19 protein-coding genes are annotated in these 18,160 nt (G+C 61.4%); 5 read left to right on the top strand and 14 right to left on the bottom strand.

Annotated elements, in window-relative coordinates:
* Nucleotides 1–12: 12 nt before the first annotated feature.
* From I6F37_RS21070 to I6F37_RS21060, 3 genes are read right to left on the bottom strand one after another with little or no spacing between them, the layout of a single operon-like run.
* Complete coding sequence (locus I6F37_RS21070) at nucleotides 13–858, bottom strand: carbohydrate ABC transporter permease (protein ID WP_036004169.1); 846 nt, start codon at nucleotides 856–858, stop codon at nucleotides 13–15.
* Nucleotides 851–1,804, bottom strand: a complete 954-nt coding sequence (locus I6F37_RS21065; protein ID WP_036004167.1) for a carbohydrate ABC transporter permease — start codon at nucleotides 1,802–1,804, stop codon at nucleotides 851–853. The genes I6F37_RS21070 and I6F37_RS21065 overlap by 8 nt, the downstream gene beginning before the upstream one ends.
* Nucleotides 1,805–1,807: 3 nt before the next feature.
* Nucleotides 1,808–3,073: an extracellular solute-binding protein gene (locus tag I6F37_RS21060; RefSeq protein WP_225152547.1), complete on the bottom strand. Its 1,266-nt coding sequence runs from the start codon at nucleotides 3,071–3,073 to the stop codon at nucleotides 1,808–1,810.
* A 163-nt stretch (nucleotides 3,074–3,236) separates the two neighbouring features.
* On the opposite strand from I6F37_RS21060, the gene I6F37_RS21055 reads away from it, so the two are divergent.
* Both I6F37_RS21055 and I6F37_RS21050 read left to right on the top strand, forming a co-directional pair.
* A complete protein-coding gene (locus tag I6F37_RS21055) occupies nucleotides 3,237–3,995 on the top strand; it encodes an SDR family NAD(P)-dependent oxidoreductase (RefSeq protein ID WP_225152545.1) in 759 nt (252 codons plus the stop codon).
* Between the two features lie 805 nt (nucleotides 3,996–4,800).
* The gene (locus I6F37_RS21050) at nucleotides 4,801–5,079 is read left to right on the top strand and encodes a hypothetical protein (protein ID WP_036038021.1); all 279 of its coding nucleotides are present in this window, start codon (nucleotides 4,801–4,803) and stop codon (nucleotides 5,077–5,079) included.
* Between the two features lie 515 nt (nucleotides 5,080–5,594).
* On the opposite strand, the gene I6F37_RS21045 is transcribed toward I6F37_RS21050, so the two are convergent.
* From I6F37_RS21045 to I6F37_RS21005, 9 genes are all read right to left on the bottom strand, one after another.
* Nucleotides 5,595–6,308: an ABC transporter ATP-binding protein gene (locus I6F37_RS21045; RefSeq protein WP_225143603.1), complete on the bottom strand. Its 714-nt coding sequence runs from the start codon at nucleotides 6,306–6,308 to the stop codon at nucleotides 5,595–5,597.
* On the bottom strand, nucleotides 6,289–7,020 hold the full coding sequence (locus I6F37_RS21040; RefSeq protein WP_225112739.1) for an ABC transporter ATP-binding protein: 732 nt from the start codon (nucleotides 7,018–7,020) through the stop codon (nucleotides 6,289–6,291). Before I6F37_RS21040 ends, I6F37_RS21045 begins: the two co-directional genes overlap by 20 nt.
* Nucleotides 7,021–7,052: 32 nt before the next feature.
* Nucleotides 7,053–8,042: a branched-chain amino acid ABC transporter permease gene (locus I6F37_RS21035; protein ID WP_036026083.1), complete on the bottom strand. Its 990-nt coding sequence runs from the start codon at nucleotides 8,040–8,042 to the stop codon at nucleotides 7,053–7,055.
* 16 nt (nucleotides 8,043–8,058) lie between these two features.
* Complete coding sequence (locus tag I6F37_RS21030; RefSeq protein WP_109144605.1) at nucleotides 8,059–8,928, bottom strand: branched-chain amino acid ABC transporter permease; 870 nt, start codon at nucleotides 8,926–8,928, stop codon at nucleotides 8,059–8,061.
* Nucleotides 8,928–9,086: a hypothetical protein gene (locus tag I6F37_RS21025; protein WP_157783994.1), complete on the bottom strand. Its 159-nt coding sequence runs from the start codon at nucleotides 9,084–9,086 to the stop codon at nucleotides 8,928–8,930. The genes I6F37_RS21030 and I6F37_RS21025 overlap by 1 nt, the downstream gene beginning before the upstream one ends.
* Nucleotides 9,087–9,150: 64 nt before the next feature.
* Entirely contained in the window at nucleotides 9,151–10,275 is a 1,125-nt protein-coding gene (locus I6F37_RS21020) for an ABC transporter substrate-binding protein (RefSeq protein ID WP_225152806.1), read from the bottom strand.
* 82 nt (nucleotides 10,276–10,357) lie between these two features.
* On the bottom strand, nucleotides 10,358–11,800 hold the full coding sequence (locus tag I6F37_RS21015) for a glutamine synthetase family protein (RefSeq protein WP_057027000.1): 1,443 nt from the start codon (nucleotides 11,798–11,800) through the stop codon (nucleotides 10,358–10,360).
* A 33-nt stretch (nucleotides 11,801–11,833) separates the two neighbouring features.
* Complete coding sequence (locus I6F37_RS21010; RefSeq protein WP_036004148.1) at nucleotides 11,834–13,192, bottom strand: aromatic ring-hydroxylating dioxygenase subunit alpha; 1,359 nt, start codon at nucleotides 13,190–13,192, stop codon at nucleotides 11,834–11,836.
* A 56-nt stretch (nucleotides 13,193–13,248) separates the two neighbouring features.
* On the bottom strand, nucleotides 13,249–14,934 hold the full coding sequence (locus I6F37_RS21005; RefSeq protein WP_225152543.1) for an amidohydrolase: 1,686 nt from the start codon (nucleotides 14,932–14,934) through the stop codon (nucleotides 13,249–13,251).
* A gap of 178 nt (nucleotides 14,935–15,112) precedes the next feature.
* On the opposite strand from I6F37_RS21005, the gene I6F37_RS21000 reads away from it, so the two are divergent.
* From I6F37_RS21000 to I6F37_RS20990, 3 genes are read left to right on the top strand one after another with little or no spacing between them, the layout of a single operon-like run.
* Nucleotides 15,113–15,475: a 2Fe-2S iron-sulfur cluster-binding protein gene (locus I6F37_RS21000; protein ID WP_306469142.1), complete on the top strand. Its 363-nt coding sequence runs from the start codon at nucleotides 15,113–15,115 to the stop codon at nucleotides 15,473–15,475.
* Entirely contained in the window at nucleotides 15,472–16,710 is a 1,239-nt protein-coding gene (locus I6F37_RS20995; protein WP_225152539.1) for an NAD(P)/FAD-dependent oxidoreductase, read from the top strand. Before I6F37_RS21000 ends, I6F37_RS20995 begins: the two co-directional genes overlap by 4 nt.
* Before the next feature lie 60 nt (nucleotides 16,711–16,770).
* Nucleotides 16,771–17,565, top strand: coding sequence for an IclR family transcriptional regulator C-terminal domain-containing protein (locus I6F37_RS20990; RefSeq protein ID WP_036026095.1), 795 nt, complete (start codon nucleotides 16,771–16,773; stop codon nucleotides 17,563–17,565).
* Between the two features lie 28 nt (nucleotides 17,566–17,593).
* Here the strand turns inward: I6F37_RS20990 and I6F37_RS20985 are convergent, their stop codons facing one another.
* Both I6F37_RS20985 and I6F37_RS20980 read right to left on the bottom strand, forming a co-directional pair.
* Complete coding sequence (locus tag I6F37_RS20985) at nucleotides 17,594–17,935, bottom strand: 5-carboxymethyl-2-hydroxymuconate Delta-isomerase (RefSeq protein WP_225152537.1); 342 nt, start codon at nucleotides 17,933–17,935, stop codon at nucleotides 17,594–17,596.
* 26 nt (nucleotides 17,936–17,961) lie between these two features.
* Nucleotides 17,962–18,160 (bottom strand): hypothetical protein (locus I6F37_RS20980; protein WP_225152535.1); only part of this gene is annotated, 199 nt, incomplete at its 5' end.

The raw sequence follows: 18,160 nt of genomic DNA, 5'->3' as shown, positions 1-18,160 counted from the left end.
TCAGAATACGGCTCATCCCTTGACCGCGCCTGCGGTGAGGCCGGCCACGATGTGCTTCTGCGCCAGCAGGAACAGAATGATCGTGGGCAGGATGGTGAGCGTGATGAAGGCCAGGATCAGGTGCCATTCGGACGAATATTCGCCCTGGTAGACCATGATGCCGAGCGGCCAGGGATACAGCGCGTCGGTGTTCAGCATCACCAGCGGCAGCAGATAGGCGTTCCAGCTGTTGACGAAGGTGATGGTGCCGACGGTCGCCAGGATCGGCCGCGACAAGGGCAGCGTCACGTAGCGGAAGAACTTGATGTAGCTGCAGCCGTCGACCAGCGCGGCCTCGAGCAGCTCATATGGAATGTCCTTGAAGAAGCGGCGCAGCAGCAGCACGCTCATGGCGAGGCTGAACGCCACCTGCGGCAGCGCGACGCCGAAATAGGTATCGAGCAGGCCGAGATCCCGCACCTTGATGAACAGAGGCAGCACGGCGGTCGCGGCGGGGAACAGCAGGCCCAGCGTCAGATAGCTGAGCAGCATCGATGAACCGAAGAACCTGACATGGGCGAAGGTGAACGCGGCCATCGAAGCCGTGATCAGGGTCAGCGCCACCGCCAGCGTCGAGATGATCAACGAGTTGCGCAGGAGCTGCCAGTAGCGCGCCGAGAACAGGATGTCTGCGTAGTTCTGCCACTCCCATTGTGCGGGCAGGCCGAACGGATTGACACGGAGCTCGCCGAGCGACTTGAAGCCGCCGAGCAGGGTCGCGAGCAACGGCACCAGGACGAAGATCGCGACCAGGCCGAGGAACAGCGCCTTGAACAGCGCTGCGGGATCGAATGCGCGTCTAGCCCCGACACTATTCATCGCGCATGAACCATCGCTTGTAGGTGAAGGCAAAGGTCACGCAGATCGCGAACAGGATGACGCCGATGGCGCTGCCATAGCCGACGCGCATGCGCGAGATGCCATTGTTGTAGAGAAAGCTCACCAACGTGTTGGAGGAATCGGCCGGTCCGCCGCGCGTCAGCGGCATGACGAGATCGAACAGCTGCAGCGATCCGATGATGGCGAAGAACACCGACAGGCGGATCGTCGGATAGAGCAAGGGGATCACGACGTGGCGCAGCGTCTGCGTCCGCGTCGCGCCGTCGATACGGGCGGCCTCGACCAGGTTTTTGTCGAGGCTCTGGAGCGCGGCGATGAACAGCATCATGTGGAAGCCGAAATATTTCCAAACCACCACGATCAGCACCGCCAGCATCGCCGTGTCGGTCGAGGCCAACAGATGCGGAGGCTCGGCGCCGAACGTGCGCCAGATCGAGGCGACGAGGCCGTAATCGCCGTCATAGACGAAGCTGAAGATCAGCCCGGTTGCGATCTCGGCGAGGATATAGGGCATGAAGAACAGCATGCGCAGCGCCACGGCGCCACGAAACTTTTCGGCCAGCATGAGGGCGAGCGTCAGCGCAAGCGGCAGCTGGATGGCGAGCGAAACGGCGATGATCAGCCCGTTGTTGCGCAGCGCGAGCCAGAAGGCCCGCGTCTCCAGCACGAAGCGGTAATTGTCGAAGCCGATCCAGTTCGTCGGCCTGCCGAACCCGTTCCAGTTGAAGCCCGAGTACCAGGCGGCCTCGCCGATCGGCAGCACCACGAACAGCGTGAACAGCAGCAGCGCGGGCGGCAGGAACAGGATCAGGACCGTGAAGCGGCCATCCCAGCCCGGGCCACGAACCGCGCCACGAGTCCCGACCTGGGGGGCCGCCTCACCGGCAACGCCGATCGGCGACGACATCGCGATCCGTCGCGCCACCGGTCAGTTACCCTGCTTGTACGCCGCTTCGATGGCTTTCGCAGCGTTCTGCGGGCTCATGCTGCCGCCGGCGATCTCCGCGGTGACGTCGTTGACGACGCGACCGACCGACGGGCCGAGGCTCTGGTCATAGAAGTTCTGGTGATAGTTGGACTTCGCCAGATTGGCCGCGATCTGCTTCATGAAGGCGCTGTTGAGACCGGCCTCGCCGCCCTTGACGACGGGAACGATGAAGTTGCCGGCGGCAAGCCGCGTCTGCACGTCCTTGGAGATAAAGAACTTGAGGAAGTCGGTGGCTTCCTTGGGCGCCCCCTTGGTGATCAACCAGCCGGTGATGCCGCCGAGCGTGTCTGACGGCTCGCCCTTGCCGCCGGGTACGACCGGAAAATCGAACCAGCCAAGCTTGTCGTCGCTGAGACCGACCTTGTCGGCGGCAAGCGCGCGCTGGGTGTGATAGAAGGACGAGATCGCCAGGATCATCGCGGCCTTGCCGTCGCCGAAATAGCCGACGGCCTGCGGATTCTTGAACCCGAGGAAGCCGTTCTGGAAGGGCTGGAGATCGACCAGCTGCTTGAACAGCTCACCGGATTTCTGGAAGGTCTCGCCGGCGAACCCGCCATTCTCACCCTTCAGTGCTGCATCGAAGGCCGGCTTGCCGCCGATGCGCACTGCGAGATGCGTCCAGTAAAAATGCAGCGGCCATTTGTCGGCACCGCCAACCACAATCGGCGTCACGCCCGCGGCCCTCAGCGTTTTCACTGCGCCGAGCAGATCGTCCCATGTCTTGATCTTGCTCGCGTCGACATTGCCCTTGGCCATCAAGTCCTTGTTATAGAGGAAGCCGACCTGCGAGAGCGCGGTCGGCAGGCCATAGACCTTGCCGTTGCTGGTGAAAGCCGCGAGCGCTGCCGGTGCGATCGTGTCGCTGTAGCCGCCGCTTTTCACGGAATCGGTGATGTCTGCCAGGACGTCGGCCTCGATCTGGGTCTTCAGCACTCCGCCGGCCCAGCTATAGATGATGTGCGGCCGATCCTTCGATTGCAGGATGGTCGGCAGCTTGGCCTTGTAGGCCTCGTTCTCGAGGAACTGCATCTCGACCTTCACACCTGGGTGCGACGCCTCATAGCTGCGTGCGACCTCCTCCCAGATCTTCACCTGGGCCGGATTGACCTCGATGTGCAACCATTTGACCGTGGTGTCGGCTGACGCGGAACTGGCCCAAAGCAGGCATGCGGCAGCGGCGAGTCCCAGTTTCCCGAGCAATCTCATCACATCCTCCCGACCGTCTTTTATTCTTTGACGCAATCCTGCCCTCAATTTTTGAGGTGCGCAACACAATTTCTGATCTATGCACCTCACCAATGGAATGGCTATGGTTCGCGAAAGAGTCGACGCGGCCTGCCGCGCCGGCCGCAACAAACCGAGGTGCCCAATGGCTGCCATCTATTCCGACCTCGCCGGCAAGGTCGTGCTCGTCACCGGTGGCGCAGCCGGCATCGGCGCTGCGATCGTGCGGCGCTTTGCGGAGCAGAAATCCAAGGTCGTGTTCTTCGACATCAAGGTCGAGGAGGGACAGCGCCTGGCGCGTGAGCTGTCCGAGCAGGGATTGGCAGCGCATTTCCAGCACCTCGATCTCACCGACATCCCCGCGCTGCGAGCCGGCGTCGGCGAGGCACGCAAGGCTCATGGCCCGATCAACATCCTGATCAACAATGCCGCGCATGACGAGCGGCACAACACCGAGGAGATGACGCCGGACTATTGGGACGACCGCATCGCGGTGAACCTGAAGCACCAGTTCTTCGCATCGCAGGCCGTGTTGCCGGACATGAAGGCGGCCAATGCCGGCGCCATCGTCAATTTCGGCTCGGTGTCGTGGATCGCAGGACAAGGCGGCATGGCCGCCTACACCGCGAGCAAGTCAGGCGTGATCGGGCTGACGCGCTCGCTGGCGCGCGACTACGGCCCCTACAACATCCGCGTCAATGCGATCGCACCAGGCTGGATCATGACCGAGCGGCAGCTCGAGAAATGGATGACGCCGGCCGGCGAGATCGAGCTGCAGCAGCGACAATGCCTGAAGCGCCGGCTCATGCCGGACGAAGTTGCGAAGTTCACCGTCTTCCTCGCCTCCGACGAGGCCTCCGCCTGCACCGCCCAGCACTACATCGTCGATGGCGGCTGGGTCTGAGATGCCTTGAGGATCCAGTCGGAAAATCTGATCCGGGCGCGGCCGCGCGAAGCTCACGAGGTCAAGGACGCGATGGATCAGGCTGGCCGAGACGGGCTGGCGCCGTGGTCGCGCGAGGCGGACCGATGCCCTCGCTCAAGGTCTTGCCGCTGGCGACATTGACGAAGTGCAGCGAAGCGCAAGCGGGACACCGGACGGGAACGTGCGTGTCCGCAGCGTCGGACGCCGTGCCGGGAAGCCAGTGCTGCACGTTCATGCCCGTGCGGGGGCATTTGAAGATGACGTTGCGCTCCATGCTGGAGATATGCGCCCGGCGCGGCGAGCTAGAAATTGCGGGCCAATACTTACGCAGATGTCCTGAACGGATTGACGCGGGAAGCGGTGAAGACATCGCGCAGCGCTTGTGGGCGGGCTGCCGATCGAGAAGCGTTCGGTCGAATACCGCCGCCTCCTTTGAGCTGGATCAAGACATGTTTGCGACGCCGACGATAGTCTTGTGTCGGCATCGGGGACGCTTTTTCGAGGTCCCCTTTGCCGGAGCGACGTTTGGATTTCGAGGCCTTCCCGGCGCCGCTTTCACGGAGAGTGCAGAAGACCGCGAACATGGAGCAGGCCGGAGAGCGGCTCCGCCGAAGAGTTCGATGGAACGAAGATCGGCAGCGCGGGTTTGCTGGACGAGTTCAGACCCTGGATGGAAGAGCGACGCGAACAATCGGCCTCGGCGCTCCCATCGAGCCCGAGGCCGGTTTTCGTCGAAGGCAGTGCATGGTCTGGACAAGGGAGGACGCCGATCAGGAGAACCGACATGCTTGCCGACATTGACACCGACGATCTCACCGAGGTCGTGCGCTACGCCCTGGAGACGACCCGCGCGACGACGGCCTGCCCGTTCCATCGGGACGTGATCGTCCGCATCGGCGATGACGCCGCCGAGAGTCACGCCTTCGAGCGCGCCAAGCGAATCGTCAGATGCGACGGCGCCGAATGGGACAAGGAGGCTCTCAGGGCCGAGCTCGGCCGTCAGCTCGGCGCAGCCGCCGACGGCCGCTGCCCGAAGTGCGATCCGACCGCCTCGTGCACCTAGCGCGCCGCGATTTGCAAAATGTTGCGGCGCCACGCGTCGGCGACGAGCCATGCAGATCGACCCGCTCCGGCGACTTAACTTGTGTGAAGGCCGCAGATGGAATTGGCACCTAGCCTGAACGACGCGCGTCGTGCATCAGAGGTCAGACTTCCCGTGAAAGTGACAAAGCCGATCGCCTCGATCATGCGCGGGAGTTCCAAGACGGATCCTCCGTCGCCGGACGGGAACGACGAATGTCAGCTGCCGCCATCGGCCGAGAGGCGTCAGGTCGTCGATGAGTACGCCGAAAACTTGCGGAAGATCATCCGAAGACTGCTTGGAAGGCTGAACTGACAGCGCTTGCGGTCGTCCTTGAGCGCTTTGCGGCAAGGGATCAACTTGTCCGGCCCTTTGGCGTGCGATCGTGCTGCCGGTTCGCCTTTCCGGGCGAGCGCTACGGCCAAACCCCGCCGCCCCGACGGGGCAAGGGTGATACGAGCTTGCCCATTGTCTCAATGACAAGGACGCCGCATGCCTCAGTGCACCCCAACACCGAGCAGGCGCTCGACCATTTTGGGGTCGTCGCGCAAGTGCGAGCATTCACCACTCCAGACCGCTTTGCCGCGTTCAACCACCATGACATGATCGGCAAAGCGCAGCGCTCGTTCGATCTGCTGCTCGACCAAAACGATGGTCATTTCACCAGAACTCGCCAGCGCGGTGATGATTTCCATGATCTGATCGCAGATCACCGGCGCGAGCCCCTCGAGCGGCTCATCCAAGAGGAGAACTGAAGGCCTTCCCAGCAGCGTCCTGGCGAGCGAGAGCATCTGCTGCTCGCCGCCCGATAATTGCGTCCCGAAATGGCGTCGACGTTCGGCCAACCTCGGAAACATCACGTAGACCTCTTCAAGTGCCTCTCGACCTCGATCCTTGAGACCCGCGACCAGGTTTTCTTCCACCGTCAGCGACCGAAATATGTCGCGTGTCTGCGGTACGTAACCGAGACCTCGTTGAGCGCGTGTCGATGCCTTGGTATCCGTGAGATCAGCCTCGCCCAGGAATACTTTTCCCCCATGATGGGTCGTCAGACCCATCAGCGATGCGAGCAAGGTCGTCTTGCCGGCTCCGTTTCGACCAAGGACGCTGAGACGGCCTCCTGGCAAGACCTCGAACGACATGTGATCGATGATACGGGTGGGGCCATACCCGGCACTGAGACCTTTGACTTCAAGACGCGTGGCGGGCATCTGCGTAGCTACCTAGATAAGCTCGACGGACTTCCTGATGGTGCGTGACTTCTGCCGGATCGCCCTGGAAGATCAGCTTTCCGTTGGCGAGAACGAGCACACGGCGGGCAAATTTGAACACCAGGTCCATGTCATGCTCGATCATCAAGACCGCGATATCAGATGGCAATCTGTCGATCGCCTCGATGATCTTGGAGGACTCCTCTGACGGAACCCCTGCCGCGGGCTCGTCCAGGAGCAGGACCTTCGGCTCGAGAGCAAGCCCGATTGCCAGGTCAAGAAGGCGCTGCTGACCGTACGCCAGTTGCGAGACCTGCCTGTCGGCCAGATGGGCGATACCGAGCGTTCCAAGGGCCCGCTCCCACTCCCGACGAACGTCCGGCCGATCCATCGGGGAGGAAAACATGCTTCTCGTGAGCCCCTTTCGTTGCATCACGGCGAGCGCGACGTTTTGTGCGACCGTCAGGCTCTTGAAGAGCCTCGTAATCTGAAATGTCCGGATCAAGCCGGCGTCGACGCGATCGGAAATCGGTAGTGCGGTCACATCAACCCCGGCGAGGTGGACGGCGCCCTGTGAAGGGGTCAAGTCGCCGGAGATGACGTTGACGAGCGTGGTTTTGCCGGCGCCGTTCGGGCCAATCAACGCGACCCTTTCTCCCTTCCCGATACTGAAGGAAATATCATCGTTGACCCGCATCCCGCCGAAGGACATCGAAACGTTTCGCAGTTCGAGCAGCGGCCGGCTCACGGGCGCCTCCTCATCACCGAGGCGGTGCGACCAGCAAGCAAGCCTCCAAGGGACACCAGGCCTTTCGGGGCGAACAAAACGACCGCGATCAGCAACGCACCGACCATGGTCATCCAATGGAATGGATTCGCAGCCGAGACGTAGTGCTCGAACACTTGAAAGACGATGGATCCGATCAGCGCGCCCCAGAGACTGCCTGCGCCACCCAGGACCAGCATGACGAGAGCTTCAGCCGACCGCTCAAATCCGATGCTATCCAGTCCCACGACGCCCGTATTGATGGCATTGAGAGCACCACCAATTCCGCCAACAACCCCCGACACGCCATACATCAGCACGAGCCGGGGATACACGCGGGCACCGATCATCCGAGCTCGCAGGCTGTCATCCTTGATTGCCTGACAAAGCAGGCCGAACGGAGAGTGCACGATTCGAAGCAGCACCACGAACACGACCATGAGCACCGCAACGGAGAACACGTAGCCGGTGCGACCGTACATGTCGAACGCATACACCCCGAAGACTCGTCCAGGCGAAATGCCGGACAATCCGTCGCTTCCGCCCGTCAGGCTGGACAGTTTGTTGGCTAGCGCCGCGACGAGCTGTCCGACGGCAATGGATAGCACGAGCTGGGGGAGACCCTTGAACCTCGTGACAAGGACGCCTGAGACCAGCCCCATCACGGCACCGGCCACCGCCCCCACGAGCAACAACAGCAGGGGGTCGGAATGTCCGGCAAGGCAGGCGTTACCCACGACGTAGGCGCTCACACCGTAGATCGCAGCATGTCCAAGGGTGGCGACACCGCAATACCCCGTGACCAGATCGAGCGACAGCACCAGAAGCGTGATGCTGATCAGTCGCGTCAGAAACGCGAGGTCATCCGGAAACAGCGTGTAGCCGAGCACTCCGAGCGCCAGCGTGATTGCGACAGCGCGCAGCTCAAGCGGCACGGAAAAACGCGGCGGGCTCACGCCATCGACCATGGCTCGATCGGTCACGTCAGTGCCTCCTGCCCAAAAGGCCGTTCGGGAACAGAAACACGACCAGGATGACCGCAAGATAGAAGAAGAACTCGCCATATTCGGGTGCAAGATACTTGCCGGTCGTGTCCGCGAGGCCAAGCAATATCGATGCCGCCACGGCGCCCGGGATCGATCCTGCCCCGCCGACCGAGACGACGACAAGGAACGTCACCATATATCTGAGCGCGTAAAAAGGTTCGACGGGCAACAGTTCGGCGCCCACCACGCCCCCGAACGCCGCCAGGCCGACCGCAAGCGCGAAGGTCGCGGAAAAAAGGATCTGCGTCTTGATTCCGAGCGACTCGGCCATGTCACCGTTGTCGACCGCGGCACGCAGCCGGATCCCAAACTCGGTGCGGTCGATCAGTAGCCAGAGCAAGCCCGCGGTGCACACTCCGCAAATCATCACGAAAATCCGATGAGCCGGGATCATTCGGAAGCCGAGATCGACGGGACCGCTCAGCAGCGGAGGCAGCGGAATGGATTTGGTTGTCGGGCCAAGAATGTAGTTGGCAACGCCAATGATGACGAACGCGATGCCGATCGTGAGCAATATCTGGGTCAGCTCATCGGACTTGCGATAAATCCGGCGGTAGAGAAGAAATTCGAGCGGAAAGGCGATCGCGATGGTGCCGAGGACCGCCAGGACAATCGCGAGTGGATATCCAACTCCCGCGTTCTTGAGCGCAAAAGACGCGAGATATCCCCCGATCATCGCAAATGCGCCATGAGCGAGGTTCACTACCCTCATCAGGCCCATCATAATGGATAGGCCGATGGAGATGATGAAAAGCACCATGCCGTACGAGAGGGCATCTAGCCCGATGCTGAGACCCGTCCACGCCATTAGTTGAATGCTTCCGCGGCTTTTCGGATCTGGAGCCGCTCGGCAGCCAGCCCGAACAGGTGGATGTGCGCGTCCGTCAAGCCGGGTATCATCCGGTCGCTGGCATCGCGATAGATGCGACCGTTGACGAAGCGAATAGACTGCGACCGACCACTCATTCCGGGCCCTTCTCCGACACGATGAAGAGATCGCTCGCGAGATCTACATCGCGAGCGATCCGCTCTAGTTCTTCGCCAGGCCCCAGTCCGGCTGCGCATCGAACGTTTGCAGTTCCTTGTTGAGGAGCTTGCCGTCCTGCTTCACGACTTCGCGCAGATAAACGTTCTGACGAATATGCCGGGTATCCGGGTCGATCGAAACGGGTCCGCGCGGACTGACCCATTTCATGCCCTTCACGGCCGCAAGGGCTTTGTCCGGATCCTTTTGACCGTTGGTGGCCTCAACCATCTTGTAGATAAGCCGAGCACCGTCATAGGCCGCGACCGACGCCATGGTGATGTCGTCAGGCTTGGCGCCGGCCTTGATCAGATCGGCCAGGAAGGTTTTGTTCTCTGGAGAGTCGTGCGAGACCGCGTAGTGGTAGGTCGACAGGATGCCTACGCCGCTGTCACCGATAGTCGGAAGATCGGGCTCGGTCACGACATCACCCGTGGACAACAACTTCACGCCAGACGCTTTCAGCCCGTTGTCGATATAGGCCTTGACGAACCCCAGGGTTGGTGGACCGGCCGGCAAGAATGTGAAGATCATGTCTGCGCCGGAATCCTTGATCCTTTGCATGATCGGGCCGAAGTCGGTCGTATTGAGCGGCATCCTGATCGATTGGACGATGGTGCCTCCATCTGCCTCGAACGTCTTTTTGAAGGCCGATTCGGCATCGATGCCGGGGCCGTAATCGCTGACGGCGATCGCCACCTTCTTGGCCGCTCTGGCCTTCGCCACCTTCGCCGCGGGGACCGTGTTCTGCCACATCGTAAAGGACGTCCGCACGATGTAGGGGCTCTTCTCCACGATCGCGGACGTCGCTGCGTTCATGACGATCATAGGCACCTTCGCTTCCTCGAGAAGCGGAGCGACGGCCAGGGCGTCCGGAGTGAAGTACAGTCCCGCGATGTACTGAACCTTCTCCTTGACGATCAACTCCTGAGCCAATGATTTCGACTTGGCGGGGTTCGGCGATTCTTCGTCGCGATAGACAAACTCGATCTGATGATCGCCGACTTTCGATCCATGCTTGGCCACCCAGGCGTCGATGCCGTACTTGAAGTTCTGACCGAACAAGGCATACGGACCGGACATGGTGCCGATGATCCCCACCTTGATGGTGTCGCACTGCGCCGGCGACATCCAGGCAGTGGCAATCGCGACGGCCCCAACAAGTCCAAACCTCAAGCTCATATCTCTCTTCTCCCGCTTCGGTGATGCTGTTTCAGAACATTTCGAAATATTCTCGCTGCTCCCACTCGGTGACCGTCGATTGGAAGCGCTCGATTTCCGCGTTCTTGATGAAAACGTAGTAGTCGACGAATTTCTCTCCCAGAGCCTCGCGGAAGAAGGGGTCATCGCGCAACGCGAACACCGCCTCGCGCAAGGAGGTCGGCAGGAGGTTCGCCTTGGTCTCGTAGGGAGTGTCCGCCGACGGACCGGGATCGAGCTGGCGATCAATGCCGTTGAGGCCGGCCAGAATCTGCGACGCCATGTAAAGATAGGGGTTTGCGGCCGGCTCGCCGATCCTGTTTTCGAGCCGGGTGGCTTTATCGTCGGGACCGCCCAGCACGCGGATCATGACGCCCCTGTTGTCGCGTCCCCAGATCGCCCGATCCGGAGCCAGCGAATAGGAACGGTAGCGCTTGTAGCCATTGATCGTCGGCGTCGAGAAGACCGCGGATGCCCTGGCATGCTCCAGCAGCCCGGCCATATAGTGCTTGCCAAGGTTCGACAGGCCGGCCGGTTCGCTGGTCATGAACGCGTTGACGCCGTCTGTTCGGGAGACCAGCGATTGGTGAAGGTGCCACCCCGATGACATCACGTTCGGTATCCGCGGCCGGCACATGAAGGTCGCGTGATAGCCGTGGCGGTTGCAGATCTGCTTCACTGCCGTACGAAACAGCACCATGGTGTCCGCCGGCTCAATGCCGACGGTGGGCTGGAACACGAACTCGCACTGGCTCGGCCCGTATTCCAACTCGATCGACCGAAGCGGCAAGCCCAGCGCCACGATGTTTTGCCTGATCAGCTCGAGCGCAGGCTCCATCTGGTCGTAACGTTGCTCCGTCAGGTACTGATAGCCCTGCGAAAGCAGGCTGACCTCCGGAGGCTCACCCGGTTGGCCGGGACTGCCGGCGTCCCAAGGCGCCAGTCGGGGATTCTCGACTCTGAAGATGTGGCATTCGACCTCGAGGCCCGCTTTGAAATCATAGCCCCGGTCCTTGAGCTGCCCCAGCACGGATTGGTACAGGCCCCTGGAGGCGAAGGGCACGGGTCGTCCGTCGGAGAAGTAGAGGTCGCAAAGCACCCACCCGGTTTTTGGTGCCCAGGGGAGAAGCTTGAAGGTGGTGGGATCGGCGACCATCAAGATGTCGCCTCCCCCCTGCATCTCGTGCATCCCGAACCCGCCGCCAGCGGTGAAGACGGGAAACACCGTGCGGTGAGAGGTATCTTTCGCGAGCAATGTCGTCGTTATCGAGCAGCCGCTCTCGATCGACGAGAGCGCCTCGGAAGCGACCAGCGCCTTGCCGCGCAAGATGCCGTGCTGGTCCGGAAAGGAGAGCCGGATCGTATGCAACTCCTGCTCCTCCGCCATCCGCCGCATGCGGATGGCAGCCTCCTTCTGTTCGGACGACCAGAGACCGTGCTTTTCGACGAAACTCAACGACATCTCCTTTGCTGAGCTGGGCGGCCTGGCTTATTCGGCGGCGGTCAGGTGAGGCACCTTCTTGGCGAGCTCGGCGGGCACCGGCGCGGCCCAGGGAGCGCCCCGACGACGCTTGACGTCCACTTCCATCCAGTAGGTTTCCCAGCCCTTCGTCGGACCGATGCCGTCCATTGTGGCCGGCCCCTGGATGCTGCGCGCGCTGGCAGCGTCGAGGAACAACAGCGGCTTGCCCCCGGAGGCCACCTTCTCGATCTCCTGGCGAAGCAGCCGGCGGTACTGAATGATCGCCTTGTCGGATTGGCCGAGATGCTCACGCGTCCGATCCTGAATAGCGCCCATCGACTCGACGGCCCACTGGTCGTGGACGTTGATGTCCGCGCCCATGCCGGTGTAAGTCTCGGTCGCCTGCTCGTGCGGGTCGAAGCCGTAGTCGTTCGACTTGTTCTTCCGCGAGCGGTATTCCGGCAACTCGTAAAGCTCGAGGCGCTGCGCGCGCATTTTCGCCTTGTCGACGGGCGCGGCGTAGCTGGTGAAAATCGCATACCAATAGCAATTCACGTCGTCGACGGGCACGTGCCACTGGGTAATCGTCATCTCCGTGCTCATCGGAATGACGAACGCATGCGGGAATAGCTGGTTGGTGACGCGAACGTGGGTGCGCTGCTCGTCGATTTCTCGCAAGGCGATGAGCCGCAGGCCGTATTCGGTGTGCTCGACGTTGATGATCGGCCGGTCGTACTCGCGCAGGACCTTCGTCATGGGCATTTCCGAGTCGGCCGACGCACCGCGAAACTGCTTGCCGTAGGCCGCCGATGTATCCTCATCCTCGAAGAACCGGTGAAGGAACGATGCGTGGGCCGGGTCGATGCCGACTTCCAGCGCCTGCAGCCAATTGCATTCGATCAGGCCCTTGAAGGCGAAGGTGTATTCGTCCGGCGCCGCGAAGCAGTCGATCTCCGGAAACGCGGGCGGCTCGCCTTCACCCAAATACGCCCACAGGATTCCACCCTTCTCCACGACGGGGTAGGACCGCTGCTTGATATTTTTGCAGAGCGAGGAGTTTGCAGGCTCGGCGGGCGTCTCGAGACACTGTCCCGTGACGTCGAACAGCCACCCGTGGAAGGCGCAGCGCAGGCCACCGTTCTCGAGCCGGCCGAAGGCAAGGTCGGCGCCCCGATGCGGGCAGTCGCGATCGAGCAGGCCATAGCGCCCCGTTTCGTCCTTGAACAGAACGAAGTTCTCGCCGAGAAGCTTGACGGCCTTGATGGGGCGCCCCTCCGCGAGTTCGTCGACGAGCGCAGCAGGCTGCCAATACATCCGCATCAGCTTTCCCGCAGGCGCCTTCGGTCCGATGCGGGTAATGAGGTCGTTCTGCTCTTGGCTCATCATGACTTGGATCTCCTCTCTCGGCTTCGAGATGCGTCCTCATGCTATCGGGACGCGGACTAACGCTGAAACACGATCTTGCCGCCGACGATCGTCAGGTCGGCTTTGATGTCTTTGATCTGCTCCTCGGGGACCGTCATGAGGTCCGCCGACAACACGGTCAGGTCCGCGAGTTTTCCGGCCTCGATCGTCCCCTTCTCGTTCTCTTCGAACATATAGTGCGATGCCGCGCTGGTGTAGAGGCGCAGCGCCTGCTCGCGGCTGACGGCTTCGTTCGCTCCATAAACGCGTCCGGCGAGATCCTTGCGGGTTACCATGACGTAGATGTTGATGAAGGGATTGATCGTGTTCACCGGGAAGTCGGTGCCTGCGCCGAGGCTGTTCAGCCCCACCTTCTCGATGAGAGTTTTCGTGGGCACGGCCCGATTGGCGACCGCCGCACCCAGGAAGCGCTCGACGGTGGCCGCCTTGTCCCACATGAAAACGTTCTGGAGGTCGACTCTGACACCGAGGCGCTTTGCGCGCTCCATTTGCTCGGGCACTATCAAGCTTCCATGGATCAGGACGAAACGCCGATCCTTGATCGATTTCTCCTTGTCGGCCGCTTCGAATGCATCAAGGACGTGGTCGATGCCCTTGTCGCCGACGGCATGGACACCCACGCGCCAATTGTGGCGATTGCAAATGGACACCAGCTCCTTGAGGCGTTGCGGCGATTGCTGGGCAATGCCGTGGTAGCCATCATGCGAGTCTGGATAGGCCTCGCGCATGAGCGCCGTCTTGAGCGTCATGCCGCCATCGTAAAGGATCTTGATTCCGGCGAACTTCAGCCAGTCATCGCCAAAGCCGGAGGAGGCGCCGTTGCCTCGCATGATGGCCTCCCAGGCCGCGTTCTCGGCGGGGGGTTCCGGGCGCCACATGAGACCGACCCGTAGCGTTGCTTCACCGGCCTGCGCCACGCGCTGCAGGGCCGCGATGTCCCTGGGCGAGGTGGCCCCTTCTACGGCGCTGGTGATCCCGAACGAGTTCAGCACACCTTCCGCGAGCTTGAATTGGCGAAACTCGTCGTCCGCCGTCCACTCCGGAACGGTCTTTTCGACCTGATCGATCGCCGTCTCGACCAGAACGCCGGTCAGGTCACCGGCACTGTCGCGCTCAAACGATCCGCCGCTTGGGTTTGGCGTGGCCTTGTTTACGCCGGCCTTCTCGAGCGCCATCGAATTGGCCATCGAGAAGTGGCCAACGGTCCGGAGATAGACCGGATTGTTCGGCGCGACGCCGTCGATTTCCTGGCGTGTCAGGTAACGCTTTTCCGCGAGCTGTGACGGGGGATGCCAGGCGCTTCCGATGATCCACTCGCCGGGCTTTTTCTTCGCCACGAACTGCTTGATGCTTGCGAGGGCATCCGCAACAGTCTTGGCGCCGCTCATGTTGACGACGTAGTCGGACAGACCGGCAGCCTTGAAATGCGCGTGCGTGTCGATCAGCCCGGGAACGACAGTCTTGCCCTGCAAGTCGATCGTGCGGGTGCGATTTCCGGCCAACGCCTTGATCGTCGCCGCGTCTCCTACGGCCAAGATTCGTCCGTCGCGAACGGCAAGCGCTTCCGCAACCTTTGACTGACCGTCCATGGTGAGAATCTTGCCGTTGATCAAGGCAAGCGAGGGAGCATTGGCCTCCTGCTGCTGGGCAAACGCCGCGCCTGATGTCAGCACCACTCCCACGATCGCTGTCGTCAGCTTCATTGCATCCTGCCCTGTCGTTCGGTAGTCGAACATTAGTTCGATATCGTTCAGAATGACTCCAATGTGACGCGCAAGCAAGCAAAATATTTCCGCATAACTTGCCTAATGGAACCGCAGCGGCGGCCAGCAAGTCGGGATTGAGGGTCCGCCAGAGCTGCTGTAACCGTTTAACGAACTTATGTTCTCAGATCGAACAAACTTAGGAAACGGAGGTCGGATGCCGCGAGTGAGATTTGTCCAGCAGGACGGCAGCGGAAAATCCATCGAGGTCGGACGCGACGTGAGCGTGATGCTCGCGGCCGTCCGCAACGGTATTCACGGCATCGACGGCGAATGCGGCGGCTGCCTCGATTGCGCGACCTGTCACGTCTACGTCGATGAAGAACAAGCAAGCTCTCTCCCTCAGCCGAGCGAAGAAGAGCTCGAGTTGCTGTCCGCCGTCTCGGGAGAGCGAAAGCCGAACAGTCGGCTGAGTTGCCAGCTGAAGGTGCCCGCCCCTCTCGACGAGCTGGCGGTCCATGTGCCGGCGAGGCAATCATGACAGGGCTGGTCATCATCGGCGCATCATATGCCGGGGTTCAAGCCGCTCTCACGGCTCGTGACGCCGGCTATTCTCAGCCCATCACCATTGTGTGCGACGAAGAGTGGCTGCCCTATCAGAGGCCGCCGCTATCCAAGGACTTCCTTCTCGGGCGCATCAGCGAGCAAAATCTGATCTTGCGCGACGAGACTTTCTTCGAAGGCAAGCAGATCAATCTCGTTCTTGGGCAGCGCGCCACGCTGCTCGATTTGCACGCGCGACAGGTCACTCTGGCCGGCGGCAACGCTTTGAAGTTTGAAAAACTCCTCTTCGCCACAGGCTCGCGCGCGCGGCGCATCGCGGTTGAGGGCGCGGACTTCGATGGAATTTTCTATCTGCGTTCGGTGACCGATGCGATCGACCTGAAGGCAGGTCTGGCCAATGCTGCGGAGATTGTCATCGTCGGCGGCGGCTTCATAGGGCTGGAAGTTGCGGCCTCCGCGGCAAAGCTGGGCAAGAAGGTCACCGTCGTGGAAGCGAGCAGCCGCCTGCTTGAACGTGCCGTCTCGCCGGTCTTGTCGACCTTTCTTCTTGATACGCATTTGCGGGCTGGCGTCGACGTGATGCTCGACGAAACGGTTGCTTCCTTCAAAGGAAACAATCGAAAAGTTTCCGCTGTCGTGCTGGGCAACGGTGCCGTTGTCCACGCCGACCTGGTGCTGGTGGGGATTGGTGGTGTCGCCAATGACGAGATCGCGCGCTCGGCGGGGCTTAGATGCACGAATGGAATTGTCGTTGACGCGCACGGACAATGCGAAACATCGGACATTTTCGCGGCCGGTGACTGCACCAACCACTTCAACCGCTTTTGCGAAAGCTGGGTGAGATTGGAATCGGTGCAAAACGCCCAGGATCAAGCGAGGGCCGCTGGACTGGCGATCGCCGGCGCTCGCGCGCCCTATGAGAATGTGCCGAGGTTCTGGTCCGACCAATACGACGTCAAGCTGCAGATCGTCGGGCTGGCCGGACGATATGATCGGCAGGCGGTCCGAGGTTCGGTCGACGACGGAAGATTCTCGGTCTTCTACTATCGCCAGGGCCGATTGGTCGCGGTGGACAGCGTCAACCGGCCAGGCGAGCAAATGGCAGCCCGACGCCTGATTGCGGCGGGGATCTCCCCCGCACCGGAGCAAGCCGCAGACCCTTCCTTTGACCTCAAATCCCTGGTGACAGCCGGAGACAAGGCTGGCGCCTAGCGCGCGGATTTGTGATGGTTCTCGCTTTCAAGAGGCCACTGAGAGGGACCGCCCAATAGAATGCCGAGGCTGAAGCGTACGGAAGAAGAGGAAAAGGCACGGGAGGGCAGCGAGTTCATCGAGACCCTGGACCGGGGTCTTCGCGTGATACAGTCGTTCGGTATCGATCGCCGTCCAATGACCCTCAGCGACCTCTCCAAGAGCGCGAATCTTCCGCGGGCGACGGTGCGCCGGATTCTGATGACCCTCGTAAAATCCGGATTCGTCGCGGGCAACGAGCGGTTGTTTTCGCTAACGCCCAGAGTGCTGCTTTTGGCTTCGGCCTATTTGACGTCGAACCAAATCAGCACCGTGATGCAACCGTTGATGGACGAGGTCGCCGGCAAGGCCAGGGAGGTCTGCTCCCTTGCGGTCCTGGATGGCGAAGAGGTCGTTTTCATCGCCCGCTCGAGTCCGGCGCGGGTATTTTCGACCGGACTGGACATAGGATATCGGCTGCCGGCTTTCTGCACGTCGGTGGGACGCGTTCTGCTGGGCAGATTGGCAAACGACGAGCTGACGAGAACGGTCGACGGCATGAAGCTGGCGGCTCTGACCCAGTCGACGCTGGTCGACAAATCGGCAGTGATTGCGACGATCATCGCCGACCGCACCAAAGGGTATAGCCTTGTCGATCAGGAAGCCGAAGAGGGCTTTCGGTCGATATCGGTGCCAATTCGCCGCTACGATGGCGCCGTCATCGCGGCCGCAAATATCGGCGCTCATGTCGATCGCATCACGACCGGTGAGATGATCGATCGCTTCCTGCCTCTCCTCAAGGAGATGTCCCTCGCCGCGCAGCCCCTGCTCGTCTGAGAAGCTGCCGTCTTTTGGCGAGCACCCGTCATTCTAGCCGTTTCTTGTAGGCGACCGGGTCCATGTCACGGACATCCACGCTTATGCTGGCCACATCCGGGCATCGCTCTGTCATCGTCCGTCGAAGGCTCGTACTCAGCTCGACCTTCTGGTCGGGCGATCGACCTTCGAGCAAATAGACAGACAGATGCACGAAGCTGTCACGCTTCCCGGCAACCAGGAAATGGTTGTAGACGCACGCGCGCACCTTGACGTCCTCCGCCTTCATGATGCCCGTTCGCCAAGCGGCTTCAAAGAGCGCTTCCATCAAGCCTGTTACGTCGTCGCGAGCGAGCGCCCCTTCCGAATATTCGATCACCAAGTGCGGCATGACGTTGTTCTCGTTTTAGGTGGCGTTCATGAGATGACCTCACCGTCGTAGACCGTTCGCCCCTCAACGTCGCCATCTTTGTCGCGGCGGGTCATAGTTCGCATGGGGAAGGCCCGGTCGGCGGAATCTTTGCCGAGAAACACCCTGTGCAGCGCAGAGCTGCGCAGCAGCTCCCCAGCCAGGCCGGTTTCGTGGGTGATTTCAGGCGGGGCGGGAGATCTGGCT

Origin of the sequence: Bradyrhizobium sp. NBAIM08, from assembly GCF_020193935.1 — a bacterium.
GTDB classification, from domain to species: domain Bacteria; phylum Pseudomonadota; class Alphaproteobacteria; order Rhizobiales; family Xanthobacteraceae; genus Bradyrhizobium; species Bradyrhizobium yuanmingense.
The sequence above is the reverse complement of the archived record's forward strand: the minus strand, read 5'-3'. Positions and strand labels throughout refer to the sequence as shown.

Bases quoted from the DNA above. Each gene is read 5' to 3' on its own strand.
- I6F37_RS20985 (WP_225152537.1), bottom strand. From the start codon at position 17,935: ATGCCGCACTTGGTGATCGAATATTCGGAAGGGGCGCTCGCTCGCGAC.
- I6F37_RS21040 (WP_225112739.1), bottom strand. From the start codon at position 7,020: ATGTCCTTCGGCGGGATGCGGGTCAACGATGATATTTCCTTCAGTATC.
- I6F37_RS21005 (WP_225152543.1), bottom strand. From the start codon at position 14,934: ATGAAGCTGACGACAGCGATCGTGGGAGTGGTGCTGACATCAGGCGCG.
- I6F37_RS20990 (WP_036026095.1), top strand. From the start codon at position 16,771: ATGCCGAGGCTGAAGCGTACGGAAGAAGAGGAAAAGGCACGGGAGGGC.
- I6F37_RS20995 (WP_225152539.1), top strand. From the start codon at position 15,472: ATGACAGGGCTGGTCATCATCGGCGCATCATATGCCGGGGTTCAAGCC.
- I6F37_RS21035 (WP_036026083.1), bottom strand. From the start codon at position 8,042: ATGGTCGATGGCGTGAGCCCGCCGCGTTTTTCCGTGCCGCTTGAGCTG.
- I6F37_RS21060 (WP_225152547.1), bottom strand. From the start codon at position 3,073: ATGAGATTGCTCGGGAAACTGGGACTCGCCGCTGCCGCATGCCTGCTT.
- I6F37_RS21010 (WP_036004148.1), bottom strand. From the start codon at position 13,192: ATGATGAGCCAAGAGCAGAACGACCTCATTACCCGCATCGGACCGAAG.
- I6F37_RS21070 (WP_036004169.1), bottom strand. From the start codon at position 858: ATGAATAGTGTCGGGGCTAGACGCGCATTCGATCCCGCAGCGCTGTTC.
- I6F37_RS21055 (WP_225152545.1), top strand. From the start codon at position 3,237: ATGGCTGCCATCTATTCCGACCTCGCCGGCAAGGTCGTGCTCGTCACC.
- I6F37_RS21045 (WP_225143603.1), bottom strand. From the start codon at position 6,308: ATGCCCGCCACGCGTCTTGAAGTCAAAGGTCTCAGTGCCGGGTATGGC.
- I6F37_RS21000 (WP_306469142.1), top strand. From the start codon at position 15,113: ATGTTCTCAGATCGAACAAACTTAGGAAACGGAGGTCGGATGCCGCGA.
- I6F37_RS21025 (WP_157783994.1), bottom strand. From the start codon at position 9,086: ATGAGTGGTCGGTCGCAGTCTATTCGCTTCGTCAACGGTCGCATCTAT.
- I6F37_RS21030 (WP_109144605.1), bottom strand. From the start codon at position 8,928: ATGGCGTGGACGGGTCTCAGCATCGGGCTAGATGCCCTCTCGTACGGC.
- I6F37_RS21050 (WP_036038021.1), top strand. From the start codon at position 4,801: ATGCTTGCCGACATTGACACCGACGATCTCACCGAGGTCGTGCGCTAC.
- I6F37_RS21020 (WP_225152806.1), bottom strand. From the start codon at position 10,275: ATGTCGCCGGCGCAGTGCGACACCATCAAGGTGGGGATCATCGGCACC.